At 36.7% G+C, this 21746-nt stretch carries 16 protein-coding genes; 13 read left to right on the forward strand and 3 right to left on the reverse strand.

The genetic code is table 11. The annotated features are described in order from the left end of the window. The first annotated feature begins 576 nt into the window (after positions 1–576). The 13 genes from X928_RS03865 (at position 577) to X928_RS03925 (ending at position 18319) form a co-directional block, all read left to right on the forward strand. Entirely contained in the window at positions 577–1518 is a 942-nt protein-coding gene (locus tag X928_RS03865) for an NAD-dependent epimerase/dehydratase family protein (RefSeq protein WP_103078578.1), read from the forward strand. Then, positions 1493–2728: a replication-associated recombination protein A gene (locus tag X928_RS03870; protein WP_103078579.1), complete on the forward strand. Its 1236-nt coding sequence runs from the start codon at positions 1493–1495 to the stop codon at positions 2726–2728. Before X928_RS03865 ends, X928_RS03870 begins: the two co-directional genes overlap by 26 nt. A 342-nt stretch (positions 2729–3070) precedes the next feature. Beyond that, positions 3071–4096: an ABC transporter ATP-binding protein gene (locus X928_RS03875; RefSeq protein WP_169926298.1), complete on the forward strand. Its 1026-nt coding sequence runs from the start codon at positions 3071–3073 to the stop codon at positions 4094–4096. After that, positions 4096–5304 carry an ABC transporter ATP-binding protein gene (locus X928_RS03880; RefSeq protein WP_103078581.1) on the forward strand — a complete coding sequence of 403 codons (1209 nt, stop codon included), beginning with the start codon at positions 4096–4098 and terminating at the stop codon, positions 5302–5304. The genes X928_RS03875 and X928_RS03880 overlap by 1 nt, the downstream gene beginning before the upstream one ends. Positions 5305–5322: 18 nt before the next feature. After that, positions 5323–7086: an ABC transporter substrate-binding protein gene (locus X928_RS03885; RefSeq protein ID WP_103078582.1), complete on the forward strand. Its 1764-nt coding sequence runs from the start codon at positions 5323–5325 to the stop codon at positions 7084–7086. Between the two features lie 74 nt (positions 7087–7160). Then, complete coding sequence (locus X928_RS03890) at positions 7161–8135, forward strand: ABC transporter permease (RefSeq protein ID WP_103078583.1); 975 nt, start codon at positions 7161–7163, stop codon at positions 8133–8135. Between the two features lie 17 nt (positions 8136–8152). Further along, entirely contained in the window at positions 8153–9829 is a 1677-nt protein-coding gene (locus X928_RS03895) for an ABC transporter permease (protein ID WP_103078584.1), read from the forward strand. Positions 9830–10282: 453 nt separating this feature from the next. Continuing rightward, a complete protein-coding gene (locus tag X928_RS03900) occupies positions 10283–12790 on the forward strand; it encodes an ABC transporter substrate-binding protein (RefSeq protein WP_103078585.1) in 2508 nt (835 codons plus the stop codon). A gap of 91 nt (positions 12791–12881) precedes the next feature. Then, positions 12882–13931 carry an ABC transporter permease gene (locus X928_RS03905; RefSeq protein WP_103078586.1) on the forward strand — a complete coding sequence of 350 codons (1050 nt, stop codon included), beginning with the start codon at positions 12882–12884 and terminating at the stop codon, positions 13929–13931. Beyond that, on the forward strand, positions 13928–15319 hold the full coding sequence (locus tag X928_RS03910; protein WP_103078587.1) for an ABC transporter permease: 1392 nt from the start codon (positions 13928–13930) through the stop codon (positions 15317–15319). Before X928_RS03905 ends, X928_RS03910 begins: the two co-directional genes overlap by 4 nt. Positions 15320–15325: 6 nt before the next feature. Then, positions 15326–16297: an ABC transporter ATP-binding protein gene (locus X928_RS03915; protein WP_103078588.1), complete on the forward strand. Its 972-nt coding sequence runs from the start codon at positions 15326–15328 to the stop codon at positions 16295–16297. Then, positions 16290–17321: an ABC transporter ATP-binding protein gene (locus tag X928_RS03920; RefSeq protein WP_103078589.1), complete on the forward strand. Its 1032-nt coding sequence runs from the start codon at positions 16290–16292 to the stop codon at positions 17319–17321. Before X928_RS03915 ends, X928_RS03920 begins: the two co-directional genes overlap by 8 nt. 62 nt (positions 17322–17383) lie before the next feature. Then, positions 17384–18319 carry an ABC transporter permease gene (locus X928_RS03925; RefSeq protein WP_103078590.1) on the forward strand — a complete coding sequence of 312 codons (936 nt, stop codon included), beginning with the start codon at positions 17384–17386 and terminating at the stop codon, positions 18317–18319. Between the two features lie 19 nt (positions 18320–18338). On the opposite strand, the gene X928_RS03930 is transcribed toward X928_RS03925, so the two are convergent. The 3 genes from X928_RS03930 to X928_RS03940 form a co-directional block, all read right to left on the reverse strand. Next, positions 18339–19289: an ABC transporter ATP-binding protein gene (locus X928_RS03930; RefSeq protein WP_103078591.1), complete on the reverse strand. Its 951-nt coding sequence runs from the start codon at positions 19287–19289 to the stop codon at positions 18339–18341. Between the two features lie 15 nt (positions 19290–19304). Then, positions 19305–20066, reverse strand: coding sequence for an ABC transporter permease (locus tag X928_RS03935; protein WP_103078592.1), 762 nt, complete (start codon positions 20064–20066; stop codon positions 19305–19307). A 63-nt stretch (positions 20067–20129) separates the two neighbouring features. Further along, entirely contained in the window at positions 20130–21620 is a 1491-nt protein-coding gene (locus tag X928_RS03940) for an ABC transporter ATP-binding protein (protein ID WP_342749738.1), read from the reverse strand. Between the last annotated feature and the right edge of the window lie 126 nt (positions 21621–21746).

Below are 21746 nucleotides of genomic sequence, written 5' to 3' on the forward strand. Positions count from 1 at the left end.
GCCCCGCAGCCCGCCCTTCTAAGGTAGGAATCTGTGGGACTCAACCTAGCTGAGGAAAGGCTTTGCCATAGAGCCTACCCACAGTTTCTAAAATTTGGGGAAGGTTCAAAAGGCTTAAAATTAATTATAACATAAAAGTCCCATATGTTAGCAGATTTTTTAATCTAATCTATTTTATATTGAAAAATACATTAAAAGAAATATGGTGTTATAATAAATATAACAGGGGGCACAGTATCAAGTTCTTTTTCCTTCTTTGTGGGTAGGCAGGAGGAATCTAAGCGACCAAAGATCCTCTTTCTGATGAGGAAGAAACATGTTATAGGGTGGGACCTGGCGGGCTGCGGGGTGAAAGGGGGAAAAATCCCTTCCTTAGAGGGTGGGGAGCGACAATAAATTCTCAAAAATAAGTTTTTGAGAGAGTCACAGGGCGAAGCCCTTTTGCAGCCTTGTGCAAAAAATTTTTTTAAAACGAACTTTGATTTTGGGGATCTTAAGGGGCAAAGCCCCTTAAAGCTCATGGGCGGGCTGCGGGGTGAAAGGGCGCTAAATCATTATCACTTTTGGAGGTAAAATATGGTTGATAAAAACAAATATCGAATCCTCGTTACTGGCGGTGCGGGTTTCATAGGTTCAAACTTAGTTGACAGATTGATAAAAGAAGGCCATTCCGTAATTGTTATCGATAATCTTTCCACAGGAAATGTAGAATTCTTGTCACCTTTGCCTCTTTTTTACCAACAAGATATTAGAGATTATAATGTTTTGGAGAAAATATTTGAAACACACAAGTTTGATTATGTTTTTCATTTAGCGGCACAGATCTCTGTTCCCGATTCTGTTAAAGACCCAAACTGGGACGCGGAAATTAATGTGATGGGTACTTTGAATTTATTGAAATTATCCGTTAAGTATGGGATTAAAAAGTTCGTATTTTCTTCTACAGGAGGAGCTATTTACGGTGATAACGCTCCTATTCCCACTTCAGAAGATTATTGTCCACATCCTATTAGTCCTTATGCGATTTCAAAACTTGCTTGCGAAAAATACATTGAGTTTTATTCACACCAATATGATCTGAATTACACTACATTGAGATATGCGAACGTATATGGCCCAAAACAAACTCCTAAAGGAGAAGCAGGGGTAGTGGCAATCTTTACTCAAAATATGGTTGAGAAAAAAGAGATAGTTATTTACGGTGATGGAGAACAGGTACGAGATTTTGTACATGTTTTTGATGTCGTTGAAGCCAACTTTTTATCAATAAATAAAGCGGATAAAGAGACGATAAATATCTCAACCAACAAAAAGACAACTGTAAATGATCTTTTTGAAGTGATGAAAAGGAAAACAAGCTATGAAAATAATCCGGTTTATAAGCCAGAAAGAGATGGGGATGTGAAGATAAGCTTACTTTCGAATGCTAAGGCAAAGAGTATTTTAGGATGGGAGCCTAAATACGATTTAGAAAAAGGGGTGGAAAACACTATTGAGTGGTACACAACCTCTTTATGAGATAATTAGACCAAAAAAGGTTGACGAGGTACTGGGTAACGAAAAGTTGAAAGAAATACTTAAAACCTGGATAAAGAATAAAAAGGTTAGATCTTTCATTATATATGGGGAACCTGGCAGCGGTAAGTCTACGATTGTAAGGGCTTTAATAAACGAAATAAAAGATTATTACGATGTTTTTTCTATTTCAGGGGCTATAGAAGGAAAGAAAAAAATTAAGGACATAATAGAGCAAAAAGATAATCTTTTTTCAAAACCCAAATTATTATTTGTCGACGAAATACATCGATTGAATAAAGCCGAACAAGATACCTTACTTTTAAGTGTTGAAACGGGAGACTTAACTCTCATAGGTGCGACAACAGAAAATCCAGCTATTAGTGTCAATCCTGCTTTGTTATCGAGGGTATTAGTTTTTAAAACTAAAGAACTAACTACTGACGATTATGAAAAATTATTCCAACAAATAGAAGATTATTACAAAGATTTAAAAATTTCAAAAGAGGCACGCAAAGCACTGATAGAATATGCTGGGAAAGATCTCCGAAGGATAATGAATTTAATAGAAACAGCAAATGAAGCTGGGATCAATTCAATTGACTTAGAATTTCTAAAAGATTTCACCGGGTATCGACTAACTTACGATAAAAACGCAAAATACAGCTTCATTTCGGCATATATAAAAAGTATGAGAGGTAGCGATGTGGATGCGGCCTTGTTGTACCTTGCTTATATGCTTGAAAGCGGTGAGGACCCGATGTATATAGCAAGAAGGATGGTTATTTTATCTGCCGAAGATGTTGGTTTGGCTGATCCTAATGCCTTAAACATAGCCGTATCAGCTATGATAGCTACTGAACATGTTGGTTACCCCGAATGTTATCTTCCATTATCTGAAGCTACAATTTATCTATGCTCATCACCAAAATCCAATTCAGCATACATTGCCTACGCTAAAGCCAAAGAGTTTATAAGCCAAAATAATTTCGAGGTTCCATCTAAATTGATAAATCCTTTGAACAAAAGAATGAAAAAACAAGGTTTTGGAGATGGGTACAAGTACCCTCACGATTATGGAGGTTTCGTTAGGGAAAGTTACATGCCAGAAGGTTTTGAAAATACCCAATTTTTCACGCCAAAGGAAATTGGAATTGAAAAGCGTATAAAAGAACGATTAAAAGATCTCTGGAAAGACAAGAAAAATTATTGAACAACGATTCATGAAATTTTTTTCATAAAGATTTGGAAAAGTTAGCATTATTGAAATTTTCTTCATTATTCGGGAATAATTGGCAATAAATCCTGTAGATTACTGTTAATTAGTTTTTTTCTACTTGACAAACTCTGTAAACTTTACTATAATTGTATCGAGAATATAGTTAAGTAGTAATAATATATTGTAATTCTAAGAGTTTGTTGTGAGTAGGTTTTTTCCTTATTGGTGGGAGCGGGGCCGAGGGGCGCTAACACAAGCTTTAGAACTTCTAAAGACAGCAAAATTTTGAGTTATGAGGTGAATATATTGAATGATATCATCTTAGACGTTAGAAATATGAGCACTCACTTTCCTGTAGCAGAAGGAACGATCAAAGCTGTTAATCAACTTTCCTTTACTTTGAGTAAAAATGAAACTTTAGGGATCGTTGGAGAAACGGGATCGGGCAAAAGTGTATCTATGAAATCGGTAATGGGGATGATAAAAAGCCCAGGCTATATTACCAAAGAAAGTCAGATATTATTTAAAACCAACGAATTCAGTAAAGACGGTAAGGAAGAGTTCGTTGATCTGGCAAAATTAAAACAGAAAGATTTTACAAGGATAAGAGGGAAGCATATAGGGATGGTTTTTCAGGACCCAATGTCTTCTTTGAACCCAATGTTTACAATAGCAGATCAGATGATCGAAACCATTGTTTTTCACCAAAATGTATCCATAGAAGAAGCCAGGGAAAGGGCTATAAAACTTTTAGATGATGTAGGGATTGCCAATCCAGCCGAAAGAATCGATGACTATCCTTTCCAACTTTCAGGTGGACAAAGGCAAAGGGTAGTAATAGCTATAGGCCTTTCTTGTAATCCAGAAATTTTAATCGCTGATGAACCTACAACCGCTTTGGATGTTACTATTCAAGCCCAAATTTTAGAGTTGATGAAAGATTTGCAACAAGAGTATAATATGGGAATGATATACATAACCCATGACCTCTCTGTAATAGCTGAAGTAGCCGACAAGGTTATCGTAATGTATGGTGGTACACAGATGGAAATGGCCGATATTTATACACTTTTTGAAAAACCTATGCACCCATATACCCATGCCCTGCTTTCCTGTATACCGAGGCACGATATAAAGGTAGATCTATTGAACCCGATAAAAGGGCAACCTCCTGTTATGCTGGATCCTCCACCATTGTGTCCTTTTTTACCAAGATGCCCCTATGCCACTGAAAAATGTAGGAAAGAATGGCCTGAGTTAAAAGAAGTTGAAGAAAATCATTACCTAAGATGTTTTAATCCTTTATCTGATTCTACTCCTCTTCATTATGACGATGTGATAGATAAAAAGGAGGCTCTTTGATGCTTTTAAAAGTCCGTAATCTAAAAAAATATTTCCCGATTAAACAGGGGTTTTTAATAGATAGAACGGTCGGGTACATTAAAGCAGTGGATGGGATCGATTTAAATTTAGATATAAATGAAACTTATGGTTTGGTTGGAGAGTCAGGTTGTGGAAAGACAACGATTGGTAAAACGATTTTGAGGTTGGAAGATCCTACTTCGGGTAAGATTTTTTTAAACGGAGAAGAAACTTCTCATTATTTTATGAGTAAAAGAGCTGGGGCAAAGTATTTGGAAAAAGAGTACATTGAATACGCTCATGAATTAGAAGAAGAGTTAGAGAGCAAAGAGAAGGTTCTTGAAAATCTTGAAGATGAAGAGAGAAAGTATATCCAATATTACTACGATAATGGAAAGGAAAAATTTTTTGATTATATGTTTAAAGATATAGATAGAAAAAGAGCGGATTTTAGAAGAAATGTTCAAATAGTATTTCAGGATCCTACATCTTCTTTGAATCCAAGAATGACGGTAGGACAAACGTTGATTGAACCGCTTTTGTTTCACAAGATGGCAAAAAATAAAATAGAAGCAAAAAATATTGCGCTTGATATGTTGAAAAAAGTTGGTTTGAAACCCTACCATGCTGACAGATACCCTCATCAATTTTCTGGGGGGCAAAGACAAAGGGTAGCTGTCGCACGTGCGATTATTTTAGATCCAAAGTTGATCATCCTGGATGAGCCTACTTCTGCATTAGATGTTTCAGTACAGGCACAGATAATCAATCTTTTAAAGTCTTTACAGAGTGAGTTCAACGTTGGATATCTATTTATTTCTCATGATTTAGGGGTTGTTAGGTTCATTTCAAACCATGTTGGTGTAATGTACCTTGGAAGATTAGTTGAGTATGGAGATGGCTCAGAAATATTTGATAGAACATTACATCCGTATTCCCAAGCTTTGCTAAATGCCGCCCCTCTTCCAGATCCAAGAAAACGAAGAGATAGAAAAAAGTTTTTGGTTAAAGGTCAAGTACCAAGTCCAGTTAACAGGCCGAAGGGATGTTTTTTCAACCCAAGATGTCCCTATGCTATGGATATATGCAAAAAAGATTACCCCGACTATTATAAAATAAACGAAAACCATTATGTTGCTTGTTTCTTATACAAAGAGAATAAAGATAGAGGTTTATCACAAGAAAAAGAGGGTAAGTTAGTAAAATAACTTAAAGGAGGGATTCACATGAGAAAGTTGTTAGTACTTTTAGTCGTTGCTTTAAGCGCTTTGACGATTTTTGCGCAAGAAGCTTACAACCCCGAATGGCTTATTGCCGATGTGGAAGGTGGTCAAAGAGGAGGAACCTTATACCTTGCAACAACTTCTGGCCCAAAAACTTTAAATACTTACTGGGCTCAGGAAACATCATCTTCTATCATCATCAATCAGGGTGACGTGTCGTTACTTGGTAGCGATTTTTATGGGCAACCTACACAACCGTCACTTGCAAAAGATTGGGGAGTAGAACGTACAGAAGATGGAGGTACACTTTACTGGTTTGAGATGAGAGAAGGGGTAAAATGGTCCGATGGTCATCCATTAACCGTTGACGATGTAGTGTTCACATGGGAAAAGATAATAGTCCCAGATTTAACGGCAGATGGTAACGATGTTTATATGGACGCTGAAGGTAATCTCCCAGAATTAACTGTCGAAGGTAATAGAATCATGTTCAAATATCCGACAGTATTCAGATTTGGGCTTGAAACAGTCGGTGGATTCCCAATAATGCCAAAACACGTTTTAGAGGACAAAGTAACCGATGCCGAAACCTTCCAATCCACCTGGACGGTAGAACAAGTTGATCAACTCGTAGTTGCTGGCCCCTTTAAAGTTACAGAGTACACCGAAGGAGTTAGGGTAGTTCTAGAAAGAAACCCATACTACTTTGAAAAGGCAAAAGACGGTGTCCAACTTCCTTACTTAGATAGAATTGTCTTCGAAATAGTGACAGACACCAATGTTGCAAGGTTGAGATTTGAGGCAGGAGAAGTAGATATGCATGGTCCTGCTGCTAAGGATTTCCCAGCCTTGAGAGCTCAAGCGGAGGAGAAGGGATGGAATGTAATAGTAGGACCAGCAACCGCCGGGTCAAACTTTGTGGCTTTCAATTTCAACGCAGCTGATCCTGTTCATAGAGAATGGTTCAGAAACGATAATTTCAGAAAAGCTGTAGCGTATGCCTTTGATAAACAAACTATTATAGAAACACTGTACAACGGTTTAGCCGTACCTTGCTATGGCCCAAGAACTAATTCTTCTGCTTTCTACAACCCTGAAATCGAGGAGTTGGGATTCAGATATTCTCTGGTTACAGCACAGAGATTACTAAGAGAAGCAGGTTTCAATTGGAATGATAAAGGTGAATTAGTCGATTGGGATGGAAACGTCGTCGAATTTGAATTGAACACCAACGGAGAAAATACGGTGAGAAACGAAATTGCTGTTATTTTAGTTGATTCCTTAGCAAAACTAGGGATCAAAGTTAATTACAGACCTATACAGTTCAATGCGATGGTTCAGAGAATGTACTCAGCTAACTGGGATGCAATTATCATTGGATTAGTCGGAGGAGACGATCCTGGATGGAGTACAAATGTTTGGTTATTAGATGGTGGATTACACTTCTGGAATTGGTCTCCCGAAGTTATGGAATGGGTTGATCCAAATGAATATTGGGTACACCCTGCTGAAAAAAGAATTGACGAGATTATGAGAGTTCAACGTTCAATTTTAGATAAAGATGAGCTCCAAAAACTTTGGGACGAATGGCAAATGTTGATTTCAGAGAATCAGATCTTAGTTTATACAATTTCGCAGAATTACTTGAACATGCATAAAAATACCTTACATTTGTATCCTGTAGAGAAGTATGGAACGATTAACCCTTACGGTTATTCCTACTCACCAGGTTTGTGGAAAATTGAGTACGCCTGGAAAGAACAGTAATTTTTAGGTTTGGTAAAAAAGGGCGGAAGGGAAACCTTCTGCCTTTTTAAAATCATAGTAAGGAGGCTTCAATTTTGCTTAAGTATATAGTTAGAAGACTTATTCTTGCTATACCTGTGTTGTTAGGAGTATCGGTTATCTCATTTTTTGTAATGCAATTGGCTCCCGGTGATTTTTTAGATACATATAGAATAAACCCCAATATTAGTCGCGAGAAGATTCAAGAATTAGAGACATTGTATGGGTTAGATAAAAATCCTGTAACTCAGTATTTTATATGGCTAGGAAACATTCTAAAAGGAGATTGGGGATACTCTTTCGTCTATAAAATAGGTGTTTGGGAGGTGATGCTCAGAAGACTAGAAGCCACACTTTTATTGGGAGTGACAACTTTTATCTTTACCTGGGGGATTGGTATACCTTTAGGAATAACAGCAGCGCTTCACCAATACAAATTTGCAGACCAATCTCTTTCAACTCTTGGACTCATAGGCATTTCAATTCCGAACTTCTTTTTTGCGTTATTATGGTTAATGTGGTCCGCAAATACCGGGATATTTCCAATCGGTGGGATGCTATCACGAGAATTTGCTAATCTTCCTTGGTACAAACAAATAGCTGATTTTTTCTGGCATGTGGCTGGTCCTGTAGTTACCTTGGGAACGGCATCTCTTGCTGGAACTATGCGTGTTATGAGAGGCCAGATGTTAGATGAGATGAACCAAGATTATGCTGAGTTTGCAAGGGCAAAGGGGATGCCTTCAGACGTTGTCATTTACAAGCATACGTTGCGAAATGCTATCAATCCTGTCATTACCTCACTGGGATTCAGCCTATCTACGATATTGGGTGGTGCGTTGATAACGGAATACGTGTTTTCATGGCCAGGTTTAGGATCGTTGATGAGGGATGCGATATTCCAGCAAGATATTTATTTGGTAATGGCCAATTTGTTTTTGCAAGGTATTCTTTTAATTACTGGTAATTTGATCGCTGATATCTTACTTGCTGCATCTGATCCTCGTGTCAGATTAAGAATGAGTGCTTAAATTGGAGGGATTTTTAAGTGAGAAAAAAGCAGAAGAATAATTTGAAGAACACACCTCAAAACACACAAAACGACGAAGAACTTTTTGAGCGAGAATTCATGTCAACCCCTGCACTTATTTGGAGGGCATTAAGAAGGCATAAATTGGGAATGATATCACTTGTTGTATTGATCATTTTATATTTACTGGCTATATTTGCAGATTTTGTCTCTCCAATGAATCCATTTAATAACCATATTCAGTATAGATTTGCTCCTCCTTCTACGATTTATAGAAAAGATTTATTCACTGGAGAAAGAGTTGGCCCTCACACTTATCTGTATATGAGTGAAAGAGATCCAATAACATACCAAAGTGATTATGTAGAAGCAACCCATTTGGATATAATTAAGGCAAAGGATCCCGAAACGGGTAATTTAACTACCTTTGAATTGGGTGTATACAATCCAACATACAATGCAACAGTTTCAGATATTACTTATACATTTAAAAATACCATCATGGCGAAAACTGCAGATGGGGAGTACATTGAATTAGCAACCAATCGTAAATACGATCAGAATTTGATTCCTTTATCTTATTTTACTAAAGAAGAAAACTTAAATGGTCCAGTTTCAGTTGAAGATGGCCTTTATAACGTTAAATTTTCAAAACTTTTGAGTGGAGAGACGATTGTTGTTAACGAAGATAATAGAAGTATGGCAATTAATACTTACAAAAGTGATTATAGATACGCTCCTAAAATAAGAAATCAGGAAATTATCAGTATAGATACTTTCACAACTTTGGAAGAAATAAATGTTTATTTTGATTTTATGCCTGTTGTATTGACCCCTTCAGATTTGCAAGCGGTTAATTTGAAAAATTATCCTATCGAATTCTTTATTCATTCGTGGGATTACAAGCTTTTAGGGCTTTTCCCAACAAATTTACATTTATTTGGAGTTGAAAAGCCAAAATTACCTTCGCTGTCCGATTATTTTTCAAACGATGGGATACTGTATGTATGGGGATCAGACCAATATGGAAGGGATATTTTCAGTAGGATATTCTTTGCTTCCCGTATTTCCCTTTCTATAGGGTTGATTGGAATATTATTAACATTTACAATAGGTATTTTTTTAGGCGGTTTGGCAGGATACTTTGGAGGATGGATAGACGAAGTGACTATGAGGTTTACGGAAATATTGATGTCGATCCCTAGCCTTTATTTGATATTAACTTTAAGTGCTGTTTTGCCTACAGGTATCTCTCCAGAGATTCGGTATCTTTTGATAGTCGTGATTTTATCTTTTATTGGTTGGCCTGCAATGACAAGGGTTATAAGAGGGATGACTATGGGTTTGAAACAAACAGAGTTTGTTCAAGCAGCTATTGCAATAGGATATCCTCCAAGAAAAGTGATTTGGAACCATTTATTACCGAATACCTATACTTACGTAATCGTTTCGGCCACGTTATCCATTCCAGGATATATTTTAGGAGAGGCTAGTCTCAGTTTCTTGGGTGTGGGAGTAACAGAACCTGGAGCCTCTTGGGGATTGATGCTTTCTCAGGCTCAGGATATCCAAGTTTTAACCAATTACCCTTGGGTACTTTTACCAGGATTGTTTATCATCATAACGGTTCTTGCCTTCAATTTATTCGGAGATGCTATAAGAGATGCATTGGATCCACGAGCCTTAGGCTTGTAATTAATATAAACCCCACGTACTTTGTGGGGTTTTTTATTATGCCCACCAGCATGAGTCCACCATTTTTTCAAACCTCTCGAACATCAAACCATTCTTTCCAAAATTAGCTACAATTACTATTTAAACTTAAAAAAGTGGGGAGAGTTTTCTTTAGTTAAGAAAGCGCCTTCAAGATTTAAGTTCCTATCTTTGTAAATACCAAGAAATTAATTGAAAATTTGAAAAAGTTAGCATTATTGAAATTTTCTTCATTATTTGGGAATAATTGGCAATAAACACCTTGGATTACTGTTAATTAGTTTTTTTCTACTTGACAATCTCTGTAAACTTTACTATAATTGTTTATGGGATTGAAAATATTGTTAAGTAGTAACAATATATTGTAATTTTAAGTTTTTGTTGTGGGTAAGTTGGTTTCAATTTGGATTTTACAAATCTTAAAGGAGGGGTATTATGAGGAAAGTAGCAACTTTTTTGTTGGTTACTTTTGTTTTGATTTCTGCTTTTGCCTTAGCAGAAAAGGGACCTATGCCGGATAAAGTGTATTTCGATGTGAGAATGCAACAAGATGTCGCAATACAAGATGTCGCAGCTGGAAACGTAGATGTCTTTTTATACGGCGTGGGGGCTCCAGTGATTAATTCTTTGCCCCAATCAGTGCTTGAAAATTTAGATATTTACAACATTCCATCAGGTTCTTGGTCTTTATTACTCAATCCTATACCAAACGAGCCTCCCTATACGGTGAATGTTGACGGCGTGGAGTATTTTAATCCGTTGGCGATTCAAGAAGTAAGGTTTGCTATGAACTTCCTAATCAATAGACAGTATTTAGTCGACGAGATTCTTCAAGGTGCAGGTGGAGTAATGTATACGATGGCAACCCCAGGACAGCCGGGTACACAACCGTACCTTGATATAACCGCAACAATGGGTTTTACTCCTGAAGGTAACCAAGAGCTAGCTCTTGAAATGATAGAAAACGCTATGAATGAAGCTGCCAATTTGCCTGAAAATAAAGGAAGGTTGGTAAAGGACGGTCAATGGTGGACTTTCGATGGACAACCAGTCACGTTGAAGTTCTTAATTCGTGTAGACGATCCTACAGGAAGGTTGCCAGCAGGTAGATACATAGCCGATCAAATTGAAAAAGCTGGTATAAAGGTTGAAAGGTTAGAAATAGACAGATATGCAGCAGTGGATATCGCTTATTACTCAAACCCTGCAGACTTACAATGGCATATATACACGGAAGGTTGGGGTGCAGGTGCTACGAGAAAGTACTGGCACCATATTGTTGCCCAAATGTATGCACCTTGGTATGCTAATATGCCAGGAGGTCAAGAGCCAACATTTTGGAATTATGAACAAGATGAGATCGATGAGCTAACTCAAAAGGTTTATTCAGGGAATTTTGCAACAGAAGAAGAGTATTGGGATATGATTCTGAGGGCAACTGAACTGGGTATAAGAGATTCCGTTAGAATATATCTGACCTACCAAGAAGACTTCTATGTTGCGAACAAAGATAGATTCAACAGACGAATGGTATACGGACTTGGAGACGGACTCAATCAGTGGTCGATTTTAACAGCGGATACGGTTGATCGAGTTTTGAGGGTCACTCAATTCTCTGCCCAAGGATCTTTGTTCATGGGGGCTTGGGATCCAATAGGAACGGATGGATTCAACGATATGTATTCCATAAACGTTGCTTCGAACATGTACGACTACGGGATGTTTGAAAGTCCAGCTTCAGCTGATCTTACACCTGCAAAAGTTGTTCCAAGGATGGATACGTTGGACACCAAATTTGAAATTGATGAAAATGGTGAAATGGTTGGTTTAATAGAGGTTCCCGAGGATGCTCTTAGAGTTGATCCTGACAGTAAAAAATGGGTACCTGTAGGACCAGGCGTTACATCTATTAGTGTTTGTACTTACGATATAATATACGGTGTTTGGAACCATGGGGTCTCTGAAAGTTTACTGGATTACATGTATGAACGATCCTATTCATGGGACCTTTCAGTTGATTCTGGACAAGGTGATTCAAGGTACGATGCAACTTACTCTGCTTCCGCAATGCCTGGATTAGAAGTTGAGGTTGCAAGAAAAGTAAATGAAGATGGTTCAATAACGGTATGGTTTGATTACAACTTCCCAGTTGATGATATGTACTTAGCTTCTTGGGGGGCCCCTGATTGGACAGTTTCTGAATCAGGACAACCAATAGGTGTTTCTTGGGAAATTGTTGAAGCTTTGACAAGATTGGTTGAACATGGAGGAGTGTCAGGAAGAGAGTACACATTCTCATCAACAGCCGCAGGTGGGAACGTCTACGAAGTGGATGTACTTGAGCCTGCAACGGTTAACGATATTAAAGCAGAACTACAAAAGATGATCGATGAAAGGTACGTACCTATTTACATTGAAGATATGATTACACCCGACGAAGCTGTTGAAAGATACCAAGCAGCACTTGATTTTGTCAATGAATACAACCATGCTTATATAGGGAACGGTTCTTTCAAGATGACGAAATATGATCCAAGTGCACGTTTTGTCGAATTAACGGCTGTTAGAGATGAGAGATACCCATTCGAACGTGGATACTGGAATGAGTACTTTGAAACGGTTAGACTGAACGTTGATAGTATAGATCTTGCTTTTGCTGCTATAAGAGGGTTAGACCTACCGGTTACGATCTATGTATCTGAGGTTCTTTACCCATACGATACATATTCCCCCGCTCCTCAAGGGGACGTAGAAGTTTCCTTGATCACACCGGAAGGACCAAAAACTTTCAAGGCTGAAGTAGAAACAGCTGGAACATTTGTTGCAACTATACCCGGAGACGTGCTTAATACATTAGAACCTGGTACTTATGCGGTTGTAGTAACTGCAAGATCGGAAGGAGCAATTCCATCCACTTATTCAACAACAATCGTTGTGTATTAATCTTCTAAAAAGTAATTTTTAAAGTTTACGGGCTCCCTTATGGGAGCCTATTTTTAGAAAAGTTGAATTATATACAGAGGTGATTAACCGTATGTATTGGAGATATGCTGTTCGAAGAATATTGATGGGTGTTGTTATCTATGTTGTAATCATTTTCATATATTCAGCCTTATTTAACACGGTAATGGATCAGACGTTAAATAGTCAAATAGTCGAGCAAGTAAACGGTGAAATGATGAAGATGTCACAGGTAGGAACAGATCCTGAATATTTGGTAGAATATAGGCAGAGAAGGATCGGTGAGCTTCGTCAATTGTACCACTTAGATGACCCTATACTTTCCAGAATTTTTTGGAGGGCTATCGATACGTTGACTTTCAATTATGGGAAGTCAACTGTAATGAGATCTTTTAAAGGTGAAACGGATGTTCTTAAAATAGTTTTAGAAAGAATTCCCAATACCTTGATGTTGTTCACTACCGCGATAATTATCGATATTCTGATAGGTGTATGGTTGGGCATAAAAAAGGCTCAGAAAGCTGGAAAGATGATGGATAAGACTACTTCTATAATCACCATGGGGGTATACGGTCTGCCATCTTGGTGGTTTGGAATGGTTATGATTATGTTATTCGCATTTGCAATACCTATTTTCCCATCAGGAGGTATGAACAGTGTCCCTCCTCCAACAACCTTTTTTGGAAGATTACTTGATACTTTATACCATATGGCTTTACCTGTAATTACTTTAGTGTTCATCGGGTTTTGGGGAAGAGCTTATTTAACTAGAAATATAGTTTTAGGAAATCTTCAAGAAGATTTCATAATGTCCGCAAGGGCAAGAGGTATCCCTGAAAGATCCGTTTTATATGGTCATGCTCTAAGGACCTCTGCTCCTCCTATTTTAACTATGTCACTTTTATCGTTGTTAGCTTCTTTTTCTGGTGCTCTGGTGTTTGAAGGTATATTCAGTTGGCCTGGAATGGGGAACCTTTATTGGGCAGCGGTTCAGATGAACGATATTCCTGTCCTTTTGGGTAACCTTTCTATAACAACGCTGATATACATTTCTGGTATCGTTGTTTTGGATTTGATATACGGCTTCTTAGACCCTAGAATAAAAGTTGGTGGGAAAGCGTGAATAAAACAAAACGTGCTGCTAAGCAGTTAAAAGATTTTTGGGATGAGTTTAAGCAAGTTAAATTTGGTATAGCTGGAATTATTCTTTTACTTCTTTTTATAGTTTTAGTTGTTTTTGAACAATTTTTAATCCCATTTCCCGAAGCTTCTACAAGGTGGAGGGATATTACATATTGGGAAGATAACCCTCGAAGTGTCCCGCCAGTTTGGATAAATTGGTTTTCTCAAAAGGATTATACACCGACTGAATATATTGAGGATTTAGAATATACAGAACAAAATATTTCTGGCCCAATAACTCAATTAAGTACAGTTATAGAGTATGAGTACGATTATGACGTTCCGCCCGTTGATTTAATATATAGAGGGGCCTTTAAAGGTAACTTTAGTTTGAATATTGTTTTGGAACGTCCAGATGGTAATAAAATCAGCCTGGTGAACAAAAGTTTCAGTTCGAACACGGAAAAAGACTTTAGAATATCGATTATTAATGAAGCAAATAACAACGTTCAAAGTTTTGCTAGGAGATATGTGCAAAATTTACCGCCGAGGGTTGATGTAAATACTGTACTTTTTTCACAAGCCAATGGTGAGCTTTTTTCAAATCCAACTCCATTAAATGGGACATACAAGCTAAATATTAATCTAATAAAAATGACTGAGGATACTGCTATACAAGATACAAGGTTAGTTGTTTCTGGAAGCGTTTCTGGTTTACTAGGTACAGATAACTCTAAAAGAGATGTTTGGAGTGGATTAGTAGCAGGCATAAAGTGGGCTTTGTTCATAGGGCTTATGACATCTGCAATTTCAGTGTCAGTAGGAGTAATTTATGGAGTTGTTTCTGCATATTATGGCGGTATAGTTGATTCTATAATGCAAAGAATCTGGGAAATTTTTATCAACATACCTCTTCTTCCTGTTTTAATTGTTTTATCAGCAATATTTAAGCCCTCTATTTGGAGCCTTATTCTTATGATGAGTTTGTTTTTTTGGGTAGGCCCTGTTAAAACAGTGAGAAGCATGGCTTTACAAATAAAAGAGGAGACATATGTTGAAGCTGCAAAAGCTTTAGGCGCTTCGCATAGAAGAATAATTTTCAGACATATGGTTCCGATCTTGATTCCATATGCCTTTGCAAGTATGGCCTTGAATGTTCCAAACGCTATTCTTTACGAGGCAACCGTTAGTTTGCTTGGTTTAGGAGATGCCACAATAGTTACATGGGGGCAAATTCTCCACGATGCCATGAACGGCGGAGCCGTAACAAACGGTCTTTGGTGGTGGGTTGTACCTCCTGGAATTGCTATCGCTTTAGTAGGTATGACTTTTGCCTTTTTAGGTTTTGCAATGGACACCATCTTAAATCCAAAATTGAGAACGAGGTAGATATGAATGAATGAAATTTTAAATGTTAAAAATTTAAAAGTGTATTATTATACAAGAAAAGGTGTTGTAAAAGGATTGGACGATGTGAGTTTTTCTCTCAGAGAGGGGGAAACTTTAGGGCTTGTTGGAGAGTCTGGATGTGGTAAAACAACGTTGGGCATGGGACTTTTGAGAATGCCAAGCCCTCCAGGCAAAATTGTAAGTGGAGAGATTAATATAGATGGTGAAGATATAGTTCCCTTAAAAGAATCTGTTATACGTAAAAGAGTTAGATGGGAAAAGATTTCTATGGTTTTTCAAGGGGCCATGAATAGTTTGACGCCAGTTTACACCATTAAAAAACAGATGATGGAAACCCTTCAAACCCATAGAGAAATGGAAGAAGATAAGGCTTTCGCCATAATTAAAAAATATTTAAATCAGGTGGGGTTATCAGAAGATATTTTAAAGAGATATCCTCATGAATTATCAGGAGGTATGAAACAACGTGTAGTAATAGCCACGGCATTGTTTCTAGAACCCAAAGTGATCATCACCGATGAACCTACTACAGCGTTAGATGTTGTCGTTCAAGCTCAAATAATAAACCTTTTGAAAAGACTAAAAAAAGAGCTTAATTTGTCTTTTATCTTTATAACCCATGATTTAGCTACCGAAGCGGAAGTAGCAGACAGGATAATGGTGATGTATGCAGGTAAGATAGCTGAAATAGGAGAGAACCATCACATTTATGGTCCCCAGGGGCCAGCACATCCATATACAAAAGGTTTACTGGGAGCTACACCTCGTTTACATAAAAAAGTTGAAGAACTTGCTTTTATACCAGGTGTACCACCTGATTTACTCAATCCACCCAGTGGATGTCGATTCCATGAGCGTTGTCCGGTTGCTTTCGATAGATGTAAAGTAGAAGAACCACCATTAAAGGAAATTGAACCCGGACATTTTGCAGCTTGTTGGAGGTGTTTTGATGAATGATGAAATCATAATGACTGTTAAAAATTTGAAAAAATGGTTTCCCTTGCGAAGAACCATTTCAGAAGTATTTCAAGGTAAACGAAGATGGGTTAGAGCCGTGGATAGTGTAAGTTTTGATATAAGAAAGGGAGAGATATTTGGTTTAATTGGAGAATCTGGTTGCGGAAAATCAACTACGGGTAGGTTATTGATGAAATTAGAAGAACCCACAGAGGGCCAAATAATATTTAAGGGTGAAGATGTTACTTCTTTATCTTCCACTGACGAAATTAAGAAGTATAAAGAAGATGTACAAATGATTTTTCAGGACCCTTACTCTTCGATGAACCCAAGGTTTAGGGTAAGAGATGTTTTGGCGGAACCCTTGATCATTCATAACAAAACCAAAGATCCTTATGAAATTGAAAATATAGCAAAAAATGTTCTAAATGAAGTAAAGTTAACACCCCCTGAGGAGTTCATGGATAGATATCCTCACATGCTCAGTGGAGGGCAAAGACAAAGGGTTGCAACCGCAAGAACCTTAGTTCTTTCTCCAGATTTCATAATAGCCGATGAACCAGTTTCTATGATCGATTTATCAACTAGGGCAGAAATTCTCCACATGATGAAAGAGGTTCAGCAGGATTTAGGTCTTACGTATCTTTACATAACTCATGATTTATCAACCGCTAGATATTTTTGCGACAGGATAGCTGTTATGTATCTTGGAAGAATAGTTGAGTTAGGCGATGCAGACGAAATAATTGAAAGACCTTTACATCCTTACACTAAAGCTTTGATAGAAGCAGTACCAGAACCTTTACCTGGAAAAGAAAACGTAATAAAAGAATTGCCAATAAAGGGAGAGATTCCATCTGCAGCAAATATACCAAAGGGATGTAGATTCCATCCAAGGTGTATTTATGCACAGCCTGAATGTTTTGAGAATGTTGACGATCCAGAGTTGGTAGAAGATTCAAACGGTCATTACGTTGCCTGTTATAGGTACAAAGAGATAAATCAGGAAGTAGAAAAAATTTAAAAAATCCCCACAAATGTGGGGTTTTTTAATTTTGATGAAAAGATATAAAGGTGGTTACGTTTATGTATTGGAGATACGCCTTTAAAAGGATGTTAATGGGGGTTATGATTTATTTTGCAATTATTTTTGTGTATTCTGTACTTTTCAACGTGATGTTCAAACTTCACTATAGCTACCTTTTGGAAGGACCAATATTACCTGAGATTTTTTCTGATTGGTTCGATACTGTCACTTTTAATTATGGTCAATCTATGTCTATAAGATCTTTTAAAGGAGAAACTGATGTTATTAAAATTATCTTAGAAAGAGTACCTAATACTATGCTTCTTTTTACTATCGCTATTATCATAGATATTTTCTTGGGGGTATACTTGGGAATAAAAAAGGCTCAAAAAGCTGGGGGATTTATGGACAAAACAACTTCAATACTTACAATGATTTTTTATGGCCTTCCAACGTGGTGGGTTGGATTGGTAATGATTATGTTTTTTTCTTTCAAATTACCTTTATTTCCTTCTGGAGGTATATTTAGCATCCCGCCTCCTGAGGGTTTAATAAAAAGATTTGGAGATATTGTGTATCATTTAATTTTACCTTTAACTACGCTTGTTTTTTTTCGTTTTTGGGGGAGAGCATATTTATCGAGAAATATAGTGTTAGCAAATTTACAGAATGATTTCATAATTTCCGCAAGGGCTAGGGGTATTCCTGAAAGAAAAGTTTTGTTTGGGCACGCTTTAAGAGCTTCGGCTCCACCGATCTTAACAATGTCGGTTTTATCTGTGCTTGATTCTTTTTCTGGGGCATTGATAATCGAAGGTATATTTAATTGGCCTGGAATGGGGAACCTTTTTTGGGCTGCTATTCAGCAAGATGATATTCCTGTTCTTTTGGGTAATTTGTCTTTTACAACTCTTTTGTACATCGGCGGTATCGTAATTTTAGATTTAATATACGGATTTCTTGACCCTAGAATAAAAGTGGGCGGGAAAGAGTGAATAAAATCCCGCCAAGAGTTTAGTTTTGTCTTCCCCTATCCCCATTAGTATATGAAATGAATATCTTTTCGAAATTCACCATTTGTTTTTCTATGCTCACTATTTCTACATTACGTGATTTGAAAAAATCAATAACCTCATATAATTCTGAAGATGTTTTTAAGTCAACTGTAAGGTCGTAAACGTTACCCTCTTTTGTCAATTCTGTAATACCAATTTTATTAAGTTCTCTCTCTAAGGTATCTTCTGATCTTACTTTAATCTTGTAACCTGTTGCACTGAATACATCCATTAGCTTTTTCTTATCTTCACACACAACTATTTTCCCATTGTTTATTATCGCAACTCTATCAGCTATTTCTTCAACTAATGCCATATCATGAGTAGAAAGTAGAATGCTCTTTCCTCTTTCTTTCACGTTTGTTAACAATCTTCTAAATTCTACATTAGAAATTACGTCGAGCCCAAGAGTAGGTTCATCCAATAGTAGAACATCAGTATCCGCTGCTAAACAAACAGCTAGGGCTGTTTTTTGCTGCATTCCCCTTGAAAGTGTATAAACCACTTCGTTGGCTTTTTCTTTAATTCCCAAAAAATCTAAAATATCTAAGGCTTCATTTTTCGATATCTTTTTCCCCCTGATCCCAACAAAATACTGTATATTTTCAATTGGGGTTAGCCTGTGATAAAGGTTCCTACTCCCTTCCAAAACTACACTTATCTGTTTAAGAGCTTTAGACCTTTCTGTTTTCAAATCATAATCTTTTATTTTTATCTTTCCTTCATCGAAAACAAGAAGGCCACATATACTTTTGATGGTAGTTGTTTTTCCTGCACCATTTGGGCCAAGGAGCGCGAAGATCTCTCCTTCTTTTACATGAAATGAAATCTTATCTACTGCTGTAAGCATTTCTTTTGAAGTTCTTTGTGGGTATCTTTTTAGTAAATCATTAACTTCAATAACGTTCATCTATTTCACCACCCTTTAATATTGTCCCAGAGTTCCTTTAACCATGGCACGTTTTTCAAAACCCCTGAATATAATTATTCCTACCAAAAGAAATAAAGCTGCAGTTATCCACAAAATAACGTGGTCTTGAATAGGGAACTGATAAAATTTTGTTCCTGTAACCGCCATTCTTCTCATCATCCCTGTTGCTTTTACCATTGGCAAAAGTTCAAACCAAAGTGCATCAACTTCAAACATCAAAATTGCAAGGAAAGCAAAAGTACATATTTGAATGAATGAAGAAATCTTTTTAAATATCAAAGCCATTCCTCCCAGAATTAAACCAACACCAACCGCACTAATAGAACCAAGAATAATTAAATAGAGGAGAGTAAAAAGGTCGAAATTCAAAGTTCTTCCTGTTGTAAAAGCTGCTAAATACATTAAAGGTACTATCATTAGAACGTTTATACAAAAATCACTTATCACATGAAAAATCATTTGAAACTCAAATTTTATAGGAGACATAAACAGTTGTTCCAAAGTTCCTCTTTCTGCCTCTTGAATTATCCAGTATGAAACACCTTGGAACGAAGCTAAAAACATTATCCACATGAAATAACTCACAATGATCCCATCTATGGTATCTCCAAAATTAGGTCCACTTGCTATCTTAAATCCAAAAAATATAAGATAGAAGATGATGAAAAGTATTATGAATGAAGAAACTGTGTCAAAAAAATATCTCTTCATTTCAATAAAATTTTTCTTGAAATTTGCAACAAAAGCATTTACCATCCTTCATCCCTCCATTTAATAATAAAATTAGTTCTCTTACGAACATAATGGCTAATTAATCTTTCATACAACCAACTGACTTTCTATTATTTCTTTGTAAATGGGAAAATTTTTTAGTAACTCTTCGTGTGCTCCTTCTCCTCTAATCTCCCCATCTTTCAGCAGTATCACCTTGCCCGCTTTTCTTATCGTCGATAATCTGTGGGATATTATTATCAAAGTCATCTCGTATTCTTTCAATTCATCGAATATTTCTTCTTCTGTTTGAGAATCTACCCCTGACGTTGCTTCATCCAATATCAATACCTTTGGTTCCCTTATCAATGCTCTCCCTATCGCTACTCTCTGCCTTTGCCCATCTGATAATTTACTTCCCCTTTCTCCCACTACCGTGTCGTATCCTTCATCTAAAAGCCCTATGAATTTATCTACCTTCGCTTTCTTTACCGCCTTCATGAATTCCTCTTCAGTGAATTCATCGTCCAACATTATGTTTTCTTTGACCGTCATGTTGAATAAGGGTTCATTACCCCTTACTAACTTTATCTTTTCTCTGATTTCTTGTAATTTGTAATCATTTATGTTTTTATTCCTCAATAGTATTTTACCGTTTGTGGGATCGTATAATCTCACAAGAAGACTCACCATCGTACTTTTGCCGGATCCACTCGTTCCTACCAACGCTACCTTTTCGTTTTTGCCAATGGAAAGATTTATGTTTTTCAAAACTATCTCATCTCTGTATTTGAATGAGACGTTTTTGTATTCGACATCGTAATCCTTAGGGAAAGGATATATACCCTCATCTTCCTCTTCAGGCATATCGAGGATTTCAAAGAATCTTTCAGCCAGAGGTTCAGCCCGTTGTAATTGGACCAAATTTTCATTTATTATGCCTATGGGTTCATATATCCAAGGTACAAAAGAATAAAAAGCTATTAATGTTCCCAAAGACATGTTCCCTCTTATAACAAGTAATCCTCCAAATCCTAAGATAATCACAGGAATTACATAACTGATAAAAAAGGCTATATTTAAAATGGTTATTTGAAATATCCCTGCTTTAGTCGCTTGTGTAGCCCAGTCTTCCGCATCCATAGAAAATGAATTTGAAAAGTATTTTGTTTTCCCAAATACTTTAATAATTAATTGACCATCTAACTTTTCTTTTATAGAAGAAGTTAATTTTCCGAAAGATTTTCTTTCTATTTTTGAGTAATTCTGCAATTTTGTTTGTGAACTTCTTATAATAAGCCAATAGAAAGGTAAAGAAGCAAGTACAATCAAAAATAGTTGCCAGTTCAGATAAGTCAATATAATAGAAATAACTATTAAATTTAAAAAGTTAGAACACATGGTTGGTAGAACAAGGGCCATTGTATAAGCATTTTCCTCAATATCAGACAATAACCTACTCATTATATCTCCAGAATCAATCTTAGAATAATCAACAAATTTTGATTTTTCAATTTTATTATAAAGGTTTATCTGCTCGTTTTTAATAGTTAAAAAATTAGGTTCTCTTCCAAAAAGTGTGGGTAGAAAAAATGAAATATGAACAAATGATTAAATAATCTGGTATCATGTAGAAGAACACAAAACATATAGGGAGTGATACCAGATGAGAAAAGAGTTACCAAAATTTTTTGAACAGATACTGAATATAACAGAGCCATGGAA

Source organism: Petrotoga miotherma DSM 10691, assembly GCF_002895605.1.
Taxonomy (GTDB): Bacteria; Thermotogota; Thermotogae; order Petrotogales; family Petrotogaceae; genus Petrotoga; species Petrotoga miotherma.

Excerpts from the sequence above, each read along its gene's own strand:
- X928_RS03920 (WP_103078589.1), top strand. The coding sequence starts at position 16,290 with ATGAATGATGAAATCATAATGACTGTTAAAAATTTGAAAAAATGGTTT.
- X928_RS03905 (WP_103078586.1), top strand. The coding sequence starts at position 12,882 with ATGTATTGGAGATATGCTGTTCGAAGAATATTGATGGGTGTTGTTATC.
- X928_RS03930 (WP_103078591.1), bottom strand. The coding sequence starts at position 19,289 with ATGAACGTTATTGAAGTTAATGATTTACTAAAAAGATACCCACAAAGA.
- X928_RS03865 (WP_103078578.1), top strand. The coding sequence starts at position 577 with ATGGTTGATAAAAACAAATATCGAATCCTCGTTACTGGCGGTGCGGGT.
- X928_RS03880 (WP_103078581.1), top strand. The coding sequence starts at position 4,096 with ATGCTTTTAAAAGTCCGTAATCTAAAAAAATATTTCCCGATTAAACAG.
- X928_RS03875 (WP_169926298.1), top strand. The coding sequence starts at position 3,071 with ATGAGCACTCACTTTCCTGTAGCAGAAGGAACGATCAAAGCTGTTAAT.
- X928_RS03915 (WP_103078588.1), top strand. The coding sequence starts at position 15,326 with ATGAATGAAATTTTAAATGTTAAAAATTTAAAAGTGTATTATTATACA.
- X928_RS03885 (WP_103078582.1), top strand. The coding sequence starts at position 5,323 with ATGAGAAAGTTGTTAGTACTTTTAGTCGTTGCTTTAAGCGCTTTGACG.
- X928_RS03925 (WP_103078590.1), top strand. The coding sequence starts at position 17,384 with ATGTATTGGAGATACGCCTTTAAAAGGATGTTAATGGGGGTTATGATT.
- X928_RS03900 (WP_103078585.1), top strand. The coding sequence starts at position 10,283 with ATGAGGAAAGTAGCAACTTTTTTGTTGGTTACTTTTGTTTTGATTTCT.
- X928_RS03935 (WP_103078592.1), bottom strand. The coding sequence starts at position 20,066 with ATGGTAAATGCTTTTGTTGCAAATTTCAAGAAAAATTTTATTGAAATG.